Below are 14358 nucleotides of genomic sequence, written 5' to 3'. Positions count from 1 at the left end.
AGCACTTGCTAGGTCGAATGTGGTTCAGCGTTGCATCAGCGCGAAGACTCCCCAGCCGAGATACTCGCGCTGATATCTCGTGTAGCGCGCCGGTTCGACGGTCAACTCGGCCCGCACCTGCGATGTCAGTTCATCGTCCGGGATGGCGTCCAGCCGGCGACGCATGTTGAACCACGTCCGCAACAGAACCGACCGCATGGCCAGGTCCAGCATGCGATCCCCGGAGCAAGGTGCAGAGCCCCACCGATCGCGGCGAGCTTCGCTGCCGTGATCGGGTTGTGGATGCAGCGGCCACTTTCCCTGATGGTGAAGATGCGGGGCAGATCCATGGGCTCACAACTAGTCCATCCCGGTCCGGAACGCCACCGAATTCATCAGCGATAGAACCCCGGCCAGTACTGCTCGCAGGCCACCGGCAGGTCGGCCAGGTAGGGATAGTCGGTGGCGCGGGCACGGGACAGGTTGAACAGGTACCAGGGATCAGGCTCGGCGCCTTCCCGGTTGACGCATTGGCGCACGTCGGGCGGCAACCGGAACACGGCGGGGTCGATATCGGCGGACAGATCCGACAGGTATTTCGCATCGAGTTGGCCGGTCCGCTCGAACCGGTCGATGTTGCGGTCGGCGATCAGCCTCTCCGGATTCAGTGCCGCCAGGCCGAGCAGGGCGGCTACACCGGCCACCAGCACCGCGCGCGGCAGCCAGGATGCGCTCATCCGGACTCCGGCCACCGCGACCATGACGAACACCGCACCCAGCCACAACTCGATCGTGATCACCATCAGCCGTTCGGTGCTGAACCCGTAGGCCTGCTGATAGACCCACATCCGCATGATCGCCGAGATCACCACGACAATCGATGTGGCACACAGTGTTCCGACCAGCACCCGAAGCATCCGTCGATACCGCACGGTATCGGCGACCCGGACGATCACGGCCAGCACCAGCAGCGCCAGCGCGGACACCCACAACAGCTGCCAGAAGCCCTGCCGCGCATACTCCGCATAGGTCAGCCCCTCGGTCGCCAGTACATGGGTGTGGCCACCGAACAGCACCGCGGCCTGCACGGCGACAAACGCGACGAACACCATGTCGAGCACGGCCAGCGGCAGCGCCCACTCCCACTGCGGCAACGACTTCCGTGGTTTCGGTGCCATCGCGTCGAGTTTCGGAGCGAACCGCACCAGATAGCCACCGCCCAAGACGAACATCAACACCAACACGAAGACCGCGGCACGGCTGATGCCATCTGCGGTGTCGATCGACGGGATCACTCCGCTCACAAAGCTTTCGAAGGCTGGATCGGCGCCCATGAACAAGCCTCCGAACACCAGCACCAGCGCCAGCGTGACGGCACCGACCAGGGCCATTCGACCCGCGTTGGGCACCTGGGCGCGCCGCGGCATCCCCCGTTGCACCCAACCGATGAGGCGACCGGGGAGCGCCCACGCGATGAATGCGCCGCCCACCACAGCGGTCCAGGTACGGCCACCGACCAACGTGTGCCAACCCAGCACCCATGCCGCAGCCACACACAGGCCGCCCACCCAGCCGGCCGCCAACAGGCCGGGCACCGTGAGCAGTGTCAGAGTCAGTGCAATACACAAGCTTTCGTATCGCGAAGGGCGGTGACCCGCCGTGGCGTAGACCAGCGCGAACACCATGACGCCGACCAGCAGGTAGCCGATGCTTAGCTCGGTGGGCCGCCACACCGCAGTGCCGACCAGCCCGACAAAAAGCGCCGAGACGCTGAACCGCCATGGTGCGGCCGCCAGCGGATCGAGTGGCCAGATGCGGTGCGGCCATACGGTGAAACCGGGTTCGCCATGACGTGCCGGCAAGGGGCCCAGCATGGGCGGCGGCAATATCGGGGGCATTCCGGGAGCCATCATCGTCATCGGTTTTCCTCCATCTCCGGAAGGGTCACCAGGATCCGACAGCCACCGTCGCTGTCGAGCACCTCGATCGATCCGCCGTGCAGGTCGACGGCCCAGCGCGCGATCGCCAGCCCCAGCCCGGTACCGCCGTCGGAGGTACCGCCTCGGGTGAAACGTTGGAACATCCGCTCCCGCTCGGTTTCCGGGATGCCGGGGCCGTCGTCGGCGACCTCCACACGCAGCCCGGCATCGGACCAGGCACGCACGGTGACGCGGCCGCCGGGTGGGTTGTGCCGGACGGCGTTGTCCACCAGGTTCACCACGACCTGGCGCAGTCGGCCCGGGTCGGCCACCGCCGTCAGATCGGCGGGATCGACCGTCAACGCGGCCGATGTGTGTGCGATGGCGTCGGCCAGGAACTCCCGCACCGGGAACCGGCTCGTCTGCAAGGTGATCGCACCGCCCTCGACACGGGACAGGTCGAGCAGGTCGGTGACCAGTTCGCTGAGCCGCTCGGTCTGCTTGAGGGCGGCGCGCAGGGTCTGGGGATCGGGTTCGGCGACACCATCGACCATGTTCTCCAACACCGCACGCAGCGCCGTGATGGGGGTGCGCAGTTCGTGCGAGACGTTGCCGATCAGGCCGCGCCGGTACTCGTCGGCGGCCCCGAGGTCCTCGGCCATCTGGTTGAATGCCGTTGCCAGTTGCCCGATCTCGTCACGCGAGGTGGCGCGCACCCGGATGCTGTAGTCGCCGCGGGCCATCGCGCGGGCGGCAGCCGTCATCTGACGCAGTGGCGAGGTCATCCCGTGGGCGAGGAACTGGACGGCGACCACCGAGGTCAGCAGCGCCGCGAGCAGGGCGTAGCGGAACTGCCAGTTGGCGCCGATCCAGAAGGTGAACGCCGCCAAGGTGATCGCACTGCCCACCAGCAGGGTGGTCTTGACCTTGAACGAGGCGATCGGATCCAGTGGGCGGGGCAGCCAGTCGGTGTTCACCTCGGCACCTCCAGGGCGTATCCCACCCCGTGCACTGTGCGGATCAGATCGGCGCCGAGCTTGCGCCGCAACGCCTTCACGTGACTGTCGACGGTGCGGCTCTCCACCTCCGCGGCCCAGCCCCAGACCTGCTCCAGGAGCGTCTCGCGAGCGACCGCCGCACGTGGCCGGCCGGCCAGGAACGCCAACAGGTCGAATTCGGTTCGGGTCAGGTAGATCTCCCGATCTCCGTCATGCACGCGTCGTTCGGCCAGGTCGATTCGATAGCTGCCCACCGACAGCGGCTGGGTACCGCCGGCGCGGTCCACCCGACGTAACAACACGTGCGCGCGGGCGACCAACTCGCGCATGCTGAACGGTTTGGTCAGGTAGTCGTCGGCACCGATGCCCAGACCGATCAGCATGTCCGTCTCGTCGCTGCGGGCGGTCAGCATGAGGACCGGGATCGGCCGGTCGGCCTGGATACGACGGCACACCTCAAGGCCGTCGAACCCGGGCAACATCACATCGAGCACCACCAGATCCGGCGCGGTCGCCTCGGCCGCCGCGACCGCCGAGGGCCCGTCGACCGCCGTCTCGACGAGGAACGACTCGGCCCGCAGTCGGTCGGCAACCGCGGCGAGGATGGTCGGCTCGTCGTCGACCACGAGGATGCGCTTCACACCGTTGACTGTAAGTCCAGGCTGTGGTGCTTCCGGGAAGCGTTTGTGAAGGTTATGTGGAGAAACCTAGGCGGGCGCAGGTGCCAGGCCGACGGCGGTCAAGCCGATCGCCTCCAGCACCGCGTCACTGTTCGGTGGGTGCAGCGAACCGGTCCGCACATCGCGGTACAGCCGCTCCAGCTCGTGACGCCGTGAGACCGCCGAGGCGCCCACCACCTGCACCGCGGTGTCGACGACATCACGGGCGGTCGCGGTGACGAACTCCTTGGCCGCCAGTGCCCGCAGGGACGGCCAGCCCGCTTCTGCCGGTTCGGTGACCGAGTCGAGAAACGCCGCGGCCGCCTCCAACTTGATCTCGGCCTGCGCGATCTGGCGCTGCACCGCCGACTTCTGCGCATGCCGGTCGACATCGGGACGCAATGAGCCCCGGTTCCGGGCACCGAGGATGGCGATATCGAGGGCGCGGCGGGCAATGCCGAAGTACACATTCGACAGCAGGGGCAGATACCAGGCGAGCAGCGCGCCGATGTATTCCGGATACAGCGGACCGACGGGGTGGGTGGCGATCGTCTTGTGCGCAGGGGCGATTGCGTTGTCGAAGACGGTGTCATGGCTGGCGGTGGCGCGCACGCCGAGCGCGTCCCAGGTCTCGTCGATGCGTACGCCCGGATCATCACGGTGCACAAACGTGTGCACGATGATCGGGTTGGCCGGATCGGAGTTGTCACGGGCATGGATTCCGATCTGATCCCACACCGGCGAAAGCGATGTGAAGACCTTACGGCCACTGATCCGATACGAGCCGTCGGCTTGCCGGATCGCCTGCACCTGAGCATCGTCGAGGCCGACATCGTTACCCGGTTCGCCATGTCCGGCAGCGAACACCTGCCCGGCACCGATGTCACGGAGCAGCCAGTCCACCCCGGCAGTGGCTGCCGAGCCCGCCCAATAAAGATGCATGTTGATCGCCAGCGCCGTCGCGGGGGCCCAGTAGGCCAGGTGCCGCTGTTCGGCGGCGAGCTCGGCCAGCGTCAGTCCGCCGCCGCCGAATGCCGCCGGCAGCGGAGCCTTCAGGTAGCCGGCCTGCACCAGATCTACGAAATCGTCGGCGAAGAACGCATTGTCGGCGTCGTAACCACCGGCGCGGTGATGGAACCGCGCATAATCCTCCGTGGAGAAGTACCGGCTCTCGAAGCCGTCCGCCAACGGACTGGTGCCGCTGACCACGGCTGCGGTGTCGAGTGGCGGAGCGGTGAGCGTCATGCCTCGATGCTGCGCGCGGCTAGCCCGGCGACCCAGCCTTGTGGTCAGCGAGATTCCATCGGCTCAGGCGCGCTGGCTGGACACCGAGATGATCTCGCCGGTCAGGTAGCTGGAGTAGTCGCTGGCCAGGAAGGCGATGGTGGTGGCGATCTCCCACGGCTCGGCGGCCCGGCCGAACGCCTCGTCACCGGCGAGGCGGTCCAGCAGCTCGGCCGACGACGTCTTCTCCAGGAACTTGTGCCGGGCGATACTCGGCGACACCGCGTTGATGCGCACGCCGTACTCGACGGCTTCGATTGCACTGCAGCGGGTCAGCGCCATCACGCCGGCCTTGGCGGCCGCGTAGTGCGACTGCGAATGCTGGGCACGCCAGCCCAGGACGCTGGCATTGTTGACGATCACCCCGCCGTGCGGGACGTCGCTGAAGTAACGCAGCGCGGCACGGGTGGCCCGCATGACCGAGGTGAGCGTGACGTTGAGGACGCGGTCCCACTCGTCGTCGGTCATGTCGATCACCGGGGTCTGCCCGCCGAGTCCGGCGTTGTTGACCAGCACGTCGATCCGGCCGGCCTTAGCCACGGTTTCGGTGATCAGGTTGTCCACGGCCTCGGTGGATGTGACATCGCAGACCACGGCGTCGACCTTGCCCAGCCCGAGTGCGGCCAGTTCGTCCCGCGTCTCGCCGAGTCGGCGCTCGTGGAAGTCGGACACCACCACATCGGCACCTTCCAGCAGGGCGCGGCGTGCCGTCGTCGACCCGATACCGGTGCCGGCGGCCGCGGTGACCAGCACGACCTTGCCCTTGAGCAGGCCGTGGCCCTCGATCTCCTGCGGAACGTCTGCCAGACTCACCCTTTTGCCTCTCGGGGTAGGCCGAGCACCCGCTCGGCGATGATATTGCGCTGGATCTCGTTGGACCCGCCGTAGATGGTGTCGGAGCGCGAGAACAGGTAGAGCCGCTGCCACTCGTCGAACTCGTTGTCCGACAACGTCAACCCGGCCATGCCCTGGACATCCATGGCGATCTCGCCGAGTTCCCGATGCCAGTTGGCCCACAGCAGCTTGCTCACGTTATCTTTTCCGGCGGCCTGGACGGCCCCGTCGACGTCCATCGTCGCCAGCGAGTAGGACCGCATGGCCGCCAATCCGGTCCAGGACCGGGTGAGCCGCTCCCGGATCAGCGGGTCGTCGGCGGTACCATTGCGCTTTGCCAGCTCGACCAAATTGGAATGCTCACGGGCGTAACGGATCTGCTGTCCCAATGTGGACACCCCACGCTCGAAGGTCAGCGTGCCCATCGCGACCCGCCAACCGTCACCGGGCTCACCGACCACCAGCGACGCCTCGGTGCGGGCGTCGTCGAAGAACACCTCGTTGAACTCGGAGTCACCGGTCAGCTGGATGATCGGACGGATGGTGACCCCGGACTGGTCCAACGGCACCAGCAGATAGGACAACCCGGCGTGGCGCTTGGAGCCCTTCTCGGTGCGCGCCACCACGAAGCACCACTGCGCCCAGTGCGCCAGCGAGGTCCACACCTTCTGACCGTTGATGACCCACTCGTCACCGACCAGTTCCGCCGACGTCGACACGTTCGCCAGGTCGCTACCGGCGTTCGGCTCGGAGTACCCCTGGCTCCACAGCTCGGTGACATCGAGGATGCCGGGCAGGAACCGCTTCTTGTGCTCCTCGGTGCCGAACGCGATCAGCGTCGGGCCGAGCAGTTCCTCACCGAAATGGTTCACCTTGTCCGGGGCGTCGGCCTTGGCGTATTCCTCGTAGAACGCCACCCGGTGCGCCACCGTCAGACCACGTCCACCGTGCTCCTCCGGCCAGCCCAGGCAGGTCAGTCCCGCCGCGGCCAGATGCTGGTTCCATGCCCGACGTTCCTCGAATGCCTCATGCTCGCGACCGGGGCCGCCGAGGCCCTTGAGCGCGGCATATTCGCCCACGAGGTTGTCGGCGAGCCATTGCCGGACCTCGGCCCGGAACTCCTCGACCTCAATCACCCTTGTAGGCTAACCTACCAAGCACTTGCTTTGTTAGGAGAGCGTCAATGACGAGCGAAAGCCGGACCGTTCCCGCGGTGCTGGACACGATTGCCGTGCAGTTTTCCGATCACGACGCGGTGGTGACGGGTCCCAAAACGCTCACCTACACCCAGCTACGTGACGAGGTCCGCCGTGCCGCGGCCGCCATGATCGACCTGGGTGTGGCGGCCGGAGACCGTGTCGCCATCTGGTCCCCCAACACCTGGCACTGGGTGGTGGCCGCGCTGGCCACCCATTACGCCGGCGCCATCGTCGTGCCACTCAACACCCGGTACACCGCCAGCGAAGCCACCGACATCCTGGCCCGCACCGACGCCCCGCTGCTGATCGCGGCCGGCGAGTTCCTCGGCGCCGACCGCACCGCACAACTGGACCGCGACGCCCTGCCCGCCCTACGCCATATCGTGCGCATCCCCGTGGAAGAGCGAGACGCCGAGTCCGTAGTGTCCTGGGATTCCTTTGTCGCCCGTGGCACCGACCTCGACGCCGTGGATGCCCGCGCCGCCGCGGTCTCACCCGACGATGTCTCCGACATCTTGTTCACCTCGGGCACCACGGGACGCAGCAAGGGTGTGCGCTGCGCGCATCGACAGTCCCTGGACGCTTCGGCGGCCTGGGCCGCGTGCGGGCAGGTCAGCAGCACCGACCGCTATCTCTGCATCAATCCGTTCTTCCACAACTTCGGCTACAAGGCCGGCATCCTGGCTTGTCTGCAGACCGGGGCGACGCTGTATCCGCTGCTGACGTTCGACCCGGAGCAGGCGATGCGCGCGGTGTCCGACCGGCGGATCACCGTGCTGCCCGGCCCGCCGACCATCTATCAGACCCTTCTCGATCACCCGAAGAGGTCGGAGTACGACCTGTCCTCGCTGCGGTTCGCGGTCACCGGCGCCGCCGTGGTGCCGGTCGTGCTGATCGAACGGATGCAGTCCGAGCTCGATATCGACATTGTGCTGACCGCGTACGGCCTGACCGAGGCCGCCGGGTTCGGCACCATGTGCACCGCCGATGACGATGCCGTCACCGTGGCGACCACCTGCGGCCGCCCGATCGCGGATTTCGAACTGCGCCTTGACAACTCCGGTGAGGTGCTGCTGCGCGGCCCGAACGTGATGCTGGGCTACCTCGACGACCCGGAGGCCACCGCCGCAGCCGTCGACTCCGAAGGCTGGCTGCACACCGGTGATATCGGCACCCTGGACGACGCCGGAAATCTCACCATCACCGACCGGCTCAAGGACATGTACATCTGCGGCGGATTCAACGTGTACCCCGCCGAGATCGAGCAGGTGCTGGCACGCCTGGACGGTGTGGCCGAATCCGCGGTGATCGGGGTACCCGATGACCGCCTCGGCGAGGTCGGCAAGGCATTCGTCGTCGTGAAGCCCGGCGCACCACTCGACGAGGACACCGTCATCGCCTACGCCCGTGAACATCTGGCCAATTTCAAGGCGCCCCGATCGGTGGTGTTCCTCGATGTGCTGCCACGCAACCCTGGAGGCAAAGTGGTCAAACCACAACTGCGAGAGATGATCTAATGGATCTGACATTCGACGATGACAGCGAGGAGTTCCGCGCCGAGGTGCGCGACTTCCTGACGAGCAACCGAGACAGGTTCCCCACCAAGTCCTATGACACCCTCGACGGTTTCGAGCAGCACCGGGTCTGGGACAAGGTGTTGTTCGACGCCGGACTGTCGGTGATCGCCTGGCCCAAGAAATACGGCGGCCGCGACGCGACACTGCTGCAGTGGGTGGTGTTCGAAGAGGAGTACTTCCGTGCCGGGGCGCCCGGCCGGGCCAGCGCCAACGGCACCTCGATGCTGGCGCCGACACTGTTCGCGCATGGCACCGACGAGCAGCTGGATCGGGTGCTGCCGAAAATGGCCAGCGGCGAGGAGATCTGGGCCCAGGCCTGGTCCGAACCGGAGTCGGGCAGCGACCTGGCCTCGCTGCGGTCGACAGCGACCAAGGTCGACGGCGGCTGGAAGCTCAACGGCCAGAAGATCTGGAGCTCCCGCGCGCCGTTCGGCGAGCGCGGCTTCGGACTGTTCCGCTCCGACCCGACCGCGCTGCGGCACAAGGGCCTGACGTACTTCATGTTCGATCTCAAGGCCGACGGCATCACCGTCCGGCCCATCGCCCAACTCGGTGGCGACACCGGTTTCGGCGAGATCTTCCTCGACGATGTGTTCGTGCCCGACGAGGACGTCATCGGCGGCGTGCATGACGGCTGGCGCGCCGCCATGAGCACGTCGAGCAACGAGCGCGGTATGTCGCTGCGCAGCCCGGCTCGATTCCTGGCACCGGCCGAACGGCTTGTCGCCCAGTGGAAGGCCAATCCCGATCCGGCGTTCACCGACCGGGTGGCCGACGCCTGGATCAAGGCGCAGGCCTACCGACTGCACACGTTCGGCACCGTCACCAGGCTCGCCGGCGGCGGCGAACTGGGTGCGGAGTCCTCGGTGACGAAGGTGTTCTGGTCGGATCTCGATGTCGCACTGCATCAAACCGCGCTGGATCTGCAGGGCGCCGACGCCGAGATCATCGACCACACCACCGAGGGTCTGCTGTTCGCGCTCGGCGGTCCGATCTATGCCGGCACCAACGAGATTCAGCGCAACATCATCGCCGAGCGTCTGCTGGGCCTGCCCCGGGAGCCGAAGTAGCCATGAACCCCCGAAGACGATCACGAGTGAGGATCGCAGCGAGGCACGAGCGAGGACCGGAGCGAGTGGGAGTCGAGGCATGAATTTCGAGATAGACGAACAGCAGCGTGATTTCGCCGCGAGCATCGACTCCGCCCTCGGCGCGGCGAACGTCCCCGCGGCGATCCGCGCCTGGGCCGGCGGGGACACCGGGCCCGCACGCAAGGTGTGGTCGCAACTGACCGATCTGGGTGTCACCGCACTGCTGGTGGCCGAGAAGTTCGACGGTATCGAAGCCCATCCGGTCGACCTCGTGGTCGCCCTGGAACGGTTGGGCTACTGGGCGGTGCCGGGTCCCGTCACCGAATCCATTGCCGTGGCCCCCGTTCTGCTCGCCGACGACGACCGGTCGGCTTCGCTGGCCGCCGGCGAACTGATCACGACGGTGACGCTACCGCCGCAGGTGCCCTACGCCGTCAACGCCGATTTCGCCGGACTGACGTTGCTGGCCGGCGACGGTCAGGTCAGCGAGGCAACCGCGGGCTCCGGGCATGAGTCCGTCGACCCCACCCGAAAGCTGTTCGAGGTCAGTACATCCGGCGACAGCCAGGCAGCCGATACGGCCCGTGCCTACGAGTTCGGTGTGCTGGCCACCGCCGCGCAACTGGTCGGGGCAGGGCAGGCCATGCTCGACCTGTCCGTCGAATATGCCAAGCAGCGCACCCAGTTCGGCCGGGTGATCGGCTCGTACCAGGCGATCAAGCACAAGCTCGCCGACGTGCACATCGCCGTCGAGCTGGCCCGCCCACTGGTCTATGGCGCCGCGCTGGCACTGGCCGACGGCTCCCCGGACACCGCCCGCGATGTCAGCGCCGCCAAGGTTGCCGCTGCCGACGCCGCATTGTTGTCGGCCCGGTCCTCGCTGCAGACCCACGGCGCCATCGGCTTCACCCAGGAGCACGACCTGTCGCTGCTGCTGTTGCGGGTGCAGGCGCTGCGCTCGGCCTGGGGCGACCCGACCCTGCATCGCCGTCGTCTGCTGGAGGTATTATGACCGAAGAGCGCAAGTTTCTACAGGAGACTGTCGCGGCACTGGTCGACAAACACGCCGGCCCCGAAGCTGTCCGCACGGCAATGGAATCTGAGCGCGGCTACGACGAGTCGCTGTGGAAACTGTTGTGCGAGCAGGTCGGTGCGGCCGCTCTAGTGGTGCCCGAGAACCTCGGCGGAGCCGGTGGTGAGCTCGCCGATGCCGCCGTGGTTCTCGAAGAGCTCGGTAAGGCCCTGGTGCCCACACCGCTGCTGGGCACCACACTGGCCGAACTCGCCCTGCTCGGCGCCGGCGACCACGAACCGCTGGAAAGTCTGGTCGAGGGCACCTCCATCGGCACTGTCGTCTTCGACCCCGAGTACGTCATCAACGGTGACATCGCCGATATCGTGATCGCCACCGACGGAACCGATCTCACCCGCTGGACCACCTTCACCGCGCGGGCACACTCGACGATGGATCTGACCCGCCGGTTGTCCTCGGTGACCGCCGGGGACACCTCGGCGCTGGGCAGCGATCCGGGCCTGGCCGATACCGCGGCCCTGCTACTGGCCGCCGAGCAGATCGGAGCTGCGGCCCGCGCCCTGGACCTGACGGTGGCCTACACCAAGGACCGTGTGCAGTTCGGCCGCCAGATCGGCAGCTTCCAGGCGCTGAAGCATCGGATGGCCGACCTGTACGTCAAGGTGCAGTCGGCCCGCGCGGTCATCTACGACGCGATCGCCGAACCGACACCGGCATCGGCGTCGCTGGCCCGGGTGCTCGCCAGCGAAGCGTTGACCGATGTGGTGGCCGAGGCGGTCCAGATGCATGGTGGCATCGCGATCACCTGGGAACACGACATCCAGCTGTACTTCAAGCGGGCGCACGGCAGCGCCCAATTGATCGGCCCGCCACGCGAACACCTGCGTCGACTCGAAGCTCAGATCTTCTGAGCCAGCACCACGTCGTCGGCGTCCATCACGGCGGCTGTGCGCCCCGGAGCCGTCTGATGCGCCCAGTAGAGGTTGGTGTGCGCGATCACCTGGTCCGGCGGCGGCGCACCCCACTGGGTCAGATCGGTGGTGGTGTGTGCGTCACCGACGAGCGTGACGTCGTACCCCCGGGTAAAGGCGCCGTGCACGGTGGAACGCACACACTGGTCGCTGCACGCCCCGGTCACGACGAGCCGACCGACCAGCAGGCCGGCCAGCACGCTCTCCAACGTTGTCGCCTCGAAGGCGTCACCATGGGGCTTCTCGATGCGCGCCTCGCCGGAATCGGGCGTCAACTCGTCGACGATGTGCCAGCCGGCGCTGCCGTATTCGAGCCCGTCGTCGGAATGCTGGACCCACACCACCGGAACGTTCTCGGTACGGGCCCGGTCGATCAGCCGACCGATCGCCGCGACAACCTCGTCACGGCGCACCGCCTCGGCGACGACGAGGTCCTGCACATCGATGACCAGCAGCGCACTGTTCGGCCGGTTCTGCAGCGTTGTCATGTCTTCAAAGTAGCCACCACGATCGCGGACTAACCTGGTTTCGATGACCGACACCACCACACGCGTGGCCCTGCGCGCCGGAATCCCGCCCTTCTACGTGATGGACGTCTGGCTGGCCGCCGCGGAACGCCAACGCACCCACGGCGACCTGGTGAACCTGTCGGCGGGTCAGCCGAGCGCCCAGGCTCCCGCTCCGGTGCGCGCGGCAGCCGCCCGGGCACTGGCCGATCACAATCTGGGTTACACCGTCGCACTGGGCATTCCGGAGTTGCGGTCCGCGATCGCCGGGTTGTATCGAGACCGGCACGGTATCGAGATCGATCCTGACGCAGTCGTGGTGACCACCGGATCGTCGAACGGATTCCTGTTGGCCTTCCTGGCCTGTTTTGATGTCGGCGACCGGGTGGCGGTGACCAGTCCCGGCTACCCCTGCTATCGCAACATCCTGTCGGCGCTTGGTTGCGAGGTCGTCGAGGTGCCGTGCGGCCCGGACACCCGGTTCCAGCCGACGGTCGCGATGCTCGAGACCCTCGATCCGCCGGTCAAGGGGTTGATCATCGCCAGCCCGGCCAACCCGACCGGCACCATCATCCCGGCCGCCGACCTGGCCGCCATCGTGGCGTGGTGTGATCGGCGGGCCGTGCAGCTGGTCAGCGACGAGCTGTACCACGGACTGGAGTATCCGGGAGCGCCGGCGACCAGCTGCGCCTGGGAGACGTCGCGCAATCCCATTGTGGTGAACAGCTTCTCGAAGTACTTCGCAATGACGGGCTGGCGGCTGGGCTGGCTGCTGGTCCCGGAACCGTTGCGCCGTGCGGTCGACTGTCTGACCGGCAACTTCTCCATCTGTCCGCCGACGCTGCCGCAGCTCGCCGCGGTGGCCGCATTCGAGGCCGAATCGTTGACCGAGGCCGACGGGTTGGTCGGCGAGTACAGCGTCAATCGCGAATTGCTGTTGAACGGACTGGCCGAGATCGGATTGGGGCGGTTGGCGCCGGCCGACGGGGCGTTCTACGTATACGCCGATATCTCGGACTACTCCACCGACTCCCTGGGTTTCTGTGCCCGACTGCTGGCCGACACCGGTGTCGCGATCGCACCGGGGGTGGACTTCGACACGGTGCACGGTGGTTCCTTCGTGCGACTGTCCTTCGCCGGTGCGGCCACCGACATCGCCGAAGCGCTGGCCCGGATGGGCCCGTGGCTCAAGACTTCAGGAACTCCAGCAGATCGGCGTTGATGACGTCGGCGTGCGTGGTGGGCATGCCGTGCGGAAAGTCTTCGTAGGTGGTGAGTGTGCCGTTCTGCAGTAGCGCAGCCGATTTGGGTCCGGCGGCCACATAGGGAACGATCTGGTCGTCGCGGCTGTGCATCACCAGGGTGGGGACGGTGATCTTCTTGAGGTCCTCGGTGAAGTCGGTCTGGGAGAAGGCGACGATCCCGTCGTAATGCGAGAAGGCGTCGCCCATCATGCCCTGGCGCCACCAGTTGTCGATCACGGCCGGAATACTCTGCACACCAGGTCGATTGAACCCGTAGAACGGCCCCTCCGGAAGCGCGCGGTAGAACACCGAACGGTTGGCCGCGAGCTGCGCCTGCAGGTCGTCGAAGACGCTCTTGGGTAGGCCCTCCGGGTTGGCCTCGGTCTGCACCATGAGCGGCGGCACCGCGCTGATGAGCGCGGCCTTGGCCACCCGCACCTCACCGTGGCGAGCCAGGTAGCGCACCACCTCGCCGCCACCGGTGGAGTGCCCGACGTGGATGGCCTCGTGCAGGTCGAGACGTTCGGTCAGGGCGGCGAGGTCGTCGGCGTAGTGGTCGAGGTCGTGTCCGCCCGGGGTCTGGGTGGACCGTCCGTGCCCGCGCCGGTCGTGGGCGATGACCCGGTAGCCGTGGGCCAGGAAGAACAGCATCTGGTTGTCCCAGTCGTCCGACGAGAGCGGCCAGCCGTGGCTGAAGACGATCGGCTGCCCGGTGCCCCAGTCCTTGTAGAAGATGTCGGTGCCGTCGGCTGTGGTGAGGATGCTCATGCCGGGTAACTCTGCGCCGACTGCGCGCGTCTGTCGTTACCGCTAGCCGCCATCCTGCGGGGAGGCTGGCTGCAGATCCGCGGGCATCGTCGGCCAGACGCTGATGGGTCGGACCTGATTCTGTTGTCAGAGGTGCGGAGTAACCTCGGAGACATGATCGAACACCAGTTCGAAGCGTCGGGAGCGGTGGTGGCTGACCACCTCGATACCGCGCGCGATCAGCTGCGCACCGAACGGGTCGCCGTGGCGGCCAAGATTCTGGCGGCGGGCCGGTTCGCGCTGGCGCGGATGGCTGA

Annotated in this window: 14 protein-coding genes; 5 read left to right on the top strand and 9 right to left on the bottom strand. The window is 67.0% G+C overall.

All coding sequences use genetic code 11. The annotated features are described in order from the left end of the window. Positions 1 to 24: 24 nt before the first annotated feature. The 7 genes from ACLBYA_RS13500 to ipdE1 form a co-directional block, all read right to left on the bottom strand. Positions 25 to 198 carry a hypothetical protein gene (locus ACLBYA_RS13500; protein ID WP_447709925.1) on the bottom strand — a complete coding sequence of 58 codons (174 nt, stop codon included), beginning with the start codon at positions 196 to 198 and terminating at the stop codon, positions 25 to 27. A 176-nt stretch (positions 199 to 374) separates the two neighbouring features. After that, positions 375 to 1898 (bottom strand): DUF4153 domain-containing protein, encoded by a 1524-nt coding sequence (locus ACLBYA_RS13495; RefSeq protein WP_447709924.1) that lies wholly within the window; start codon positions 1896 to 1898, stop codon positions 375 to 377. Further along, complete coding sequence (locus ACLBYA_RS13490) at positions 1895 to 2875, bottom strand: ATP-binding protein (protein ID WP_447709923.1); 981 nt, start codon at positions 2873 to 2875, stop codon at positions 1895 to 1897. The genes ACLBYA_RS13495 and ACLBYA_RS13490 overlap by 4 nt, the downstream gene beginning before the upstream one ends. After that, entirely contained in the window at positions 2872 to 3537 is a 666-nt protein-coding gene (locus ACLBYA_RS13485) for a response regulator transcription factor (RefSeq protein WP_447709922.1), read from the bottom strand. Before ACLBYA_RS13485 ends, ACLBYA_RS13490 begins: the two co-directional genes overlap by 4 nt. A gap of 66 nt (positions 3538 to 3603) precedes the next feature. Then, positions 3604 to 4800 carry an acyl-CoA dehydrogenase family protein gene (locus tag ACLBYA_RS13480; RefSeq protein WP_447709921.1) on the bottom strand — a complete coding sequence of 399 codons (1197 nt, stop codon included), beginning with the start codon at positions 4798 to 4800 and terminating at the stop codon, positions 3604 to 3606. Positions 4801 to 4863: 63 nt separating this feature from the next. Continuing rightward, the gene (ipdF, locus tag ACLBYA_RS13475; protein ID WP_447709920.1) at positions 4864 to 5652 is read right to left on the bottom strand and encodes a (5R,7aS)-5-hydroxy-7a-methyl-1-oxo-2,3,5,6,7,7a-hexahydro-1H-indene-carboxyl-CoA reductase; all 789 of its coding nucleotides are present in this window, start codon (positions 5650 to 5652) and stop codon (positions 4864 to 4866) included. Continuing rightward, entirely contained in the window at positions 5649 to 6809 is a 1161-nt protein-coding gene (gene ipdE1, locus ACLBYA_RS13470; RefSeq protein ID WP_447709919.1) for an acyl-CoA dehydrogenase IpdE1, read from the bottom strand. The genes ipdF and ipdE1 overlap by 4 nt, the downstream gene beginning before the upstream one ends. A gap of 47 nt (positions 6810 to 6856) precedes the next feature. Here ipdE1 and fadD3 point away from each other — a divergent pair, with 47 nt between their 5' ends. The 4 genes from fadD3 to ipdE2 all read left to right on the top strand — a co-directional run bounded on the left by fadD3 (position 6857) and on the right by ipdE2 (position 11484). Beyond that, positions 6857 to 8389, top strand: a complete 1533-nt coding sequence (gene fadD3, locus ACLBYA_RS13465; RefSeq protein WP_447709918.1) for a 3-((3aS,4S,7aS)-7a-methyl-1,5-dioxo-octahydro-1H-inden-4-yl)propanoate--CoA ligase FadD3 — start codon at positions 6857 to 6859, stop codon at positions 8387 to 8389. Further along, on the top strand, positions 8389 to 9519 hold the full coding sequence (locus tag ACLBYA_RS13460) for an acyl-CoA dehydrogenase family protein (RefSeq protein ID WP_447709917.1): 1131 nt from the start codon (positions 8389 to 8391) through the stop codon (positions 9517 to 9519). The genes fadD3 and ACLBYA_RS13460 overlap by 1 nt, the downstream gene beginning before the upstream one ends. Positions 9520 to 9598: 79 nt before the next feature. Then, the gene (locus ACLBYA_RS13455; RefSeq protein WP_447709916.1) at positions 9599 to 10552 is read left to right on the top strand and encodes an acyl-CoA dehydrogenase family protein; all 954 of its coding nucleotides are present in this window, start codon (positions 9599 to 9601) and stop codon (positions 10550 to 10552) included. After that, complete coding sequence (gene ipdE2 / locus ACLBYA_RS13450) at positions 10549 to 11484, top strand: acyl-CoA dehydrogenase IpdE2 (protein ID WP_447709915.1); 936 nt, start codon at positions 10549 to 10551, stop codon at positions 11482 to 11484. Before ACLBYA_RS13455 ends, ipdE2 begins: the two co-directional genes overlap by 4 nt. Here the strand turns inward: ipdE2 and ACLBYA_RS13445 are convergent. Beyond that, complete coding sequence (locus ACLBYA_RS13445; RefSeq protein WP_447709914.1) at positions 11472 to 12032, bottom strand: isochorismatase family protein; 561 nt, start codon at positions 12030 to 12032, stop codon at positions 11472 to 11474. The two genes, ipdE2 and ACLBYA_RS13445, sit on opposite strands and share 13 nt — an antisense overlap. A gap of 43 nt (positions 12033 to 12075) precedes the next feature. On the opposite strand from ACLBYA_RS13445, the gene ACLBYA_RS13440 reads away from it, so the two are divergent. Continuing rightward, the gene (locus tag ACLBYA_RS13440; protein ID WP_447709913.1) at positions 12076 to 13272 is read left to right on the top strand and encodes a pyridoxal phosphate-dependent aminotransferase; all 1197 of its coding nucleotides are present in this window, start codon (positions 12076 to 12078) and stop codon (positions 13270 to 13272) included. Here the strand turns inward: ACLBYA_RS13440 and ACLBYA_RS13435 are convergent. Continuing rightward, positions 13238 to 14062 (bottom strand): alpha/beta fold hydrolase, encoded by an 825-nt coding sequence (locus ACLBYA_RS13435; RefSeq protein ID WP_447709912.1) that lies wholly within the window; start codon positions 14060 to 14062, stop codon positions 13238 to 13240. The genes ACLBYA_RS13440 and ACLBYA_RS13435 overlap by 35 nt on opposite strands. Positions 14063 to 14358 lie beyond the last annotated feature (296 nt).

This window comes from Mycobacterium sp. C31M (assembly GCF_053345865.1).
The sequence above is the reverse complement of the archived record's forward strand: the minus strand, read 5'-3'. Positions and strand labels throughout refer to the sequence as shown.

Coding starts and splice junctions, on each gene's coding strand:
- ACLBYA_RS13500 (WP_447709925.1), bottom strand. CDS start 198: ATGCGGTCGGTTCTGTTGCGGACGTGGTTCAACATGCGTCGCCGGCTG.
- fadD3 (WP_447709918.1), top strand. CDS start 6,857: ATGACGAGCGAAAGCCGGACCGTTCCCGCGGTGCTGGACACGATTGCC.
- ACLBYA_RS13495 (WP_447709924.1), bottom strand. CDS start 1,898: ATGACGATGATGGCTCCCGGAATGCCCCCGATATTGCCGCCGCCCATG.
- ACLBYA_RS13440 (WP_447709913.1), top strand. CDS start 12,076: ATGACCGACACCACCACACGCGTGGCCCTGCGCGCCGGAATCCCGCCC.
- ACLBYA_RS13480 (WP_447709921.1), bottom strand. CDS start 4,800: ATGACGCTCACCGCTCCGCCACTCGACACCGCAGCCGTGGTCAGCGGC.
- ACLBYA_RS13445 (WP_447709914.1), bottom strand. CDS start 12,032: ATGACAACGCTGCAGAACCGGCCGAACAGTGCGCTGCTGGTCATCGAT.
- ACLBYA_RS13460 (WP_447709917.1), top strand. CDS start 8,389: ATGGATCTGACATTCGACGATGACAGCGAGGAGTTCCGCGCCGAGGTG.
- ACLBYA_RS13435 (WP_447709912.1), bottom strand. CDS start 14,062: ATGAGCATCCTCACCACAGCCGACGGCACCGACATCTTCTACAAGGAC.
- ipdE2 (WP_447709915.1), top strand. CDS start 10,549: ATGACCGAAGAGCGCAAGTTTCTACAGGAGACTGTCGCGGCACTGGTC.
- ACLBYA_RS13455 (WP_447709916.1), top strand. CDS start 9,599: ATGAATTTCGAGATAGACGAACAGCAGCGTGATTTCGCCGCGAGCATC.